This window comes from Ruminococcus callidus ATCC 27760 (assembly GCF_000468015.1).
Classification (GTDB): Bacteria; Bacillota; Clostridia; order Oscillospirales; family Ruminococcaceae; genus Ruminococcus_C; species Ruminococcus_C callidus.
This window is the reverse complement of sequence record NZ_KI260345.1, coordinates 22,478-23,045: the sequence shown is the minus strand read 5'-3', so window position 1 is coordinate 23,045 and position 568 is coordinate 22,478. Positions and strand designations below refer to the sequence as shown.

The 568-nt window shown below is 48.4% G+C and carries 1 protein-coding gene; it reads left to right on the top strand.

Going from position 1 to position 568, the window contains the following annotated elements:
- Positions 1–568, top strand: a 568-nt coding sequence (locus RUMCAL_RS15835; RefSeq protein WP_021681393.1) for a class II glutamine amidotransferase domain-containing protein, incomplete at both ends; no start/stop codon positions are given.

Here is a 568-nt window from a genome sequence, read left to right as displayed (position 1 = left end):
GCCCTCGCCCACAACGGCGTGCTGTACAACGACAAAGAGCTTCGCCGGGAACAGCATCTCCCGCCAACCCCGGTTGAAACCGATAGCTACATCGCTGTGCAACTTCTGGAACAGGGGCAGCAGCTGGACACGGAAAACGTCCGGAGAACCGCAGAACTGGTGGAGGGCAGCTTTGTCTTTACAATTTTGAGAAACGACAATACGCTGTTTCTGGTGAAAGGCAATAATCCTTTGACTTTGTACCATTTTCCCGCACTGGGATTGTACGTCTATGCCAGCACAAAAAGCATTTTGGATAATGCTCTGCAAAAAGTCCACATAGCAGAAAAAGCTTGTGAGGTCGAAATAGCTGAGGGTGAAATCCTAGAAATCACTCCGAACGGAAAGATCAGCAGAAGTACCTTTACCATGCAGGACTACATCCACACTATGTTCAACCCGTACAATTGGAATCAACTAGACTATGCAAAATGGTGGATGGAAGACGAGCGGGAAAAACTGCTGCTGGAATACTGCAGCACGTTTGGCGTTTCCGAAGAAGAAGTAGAATTGTTGCTGGAAGTCGGCT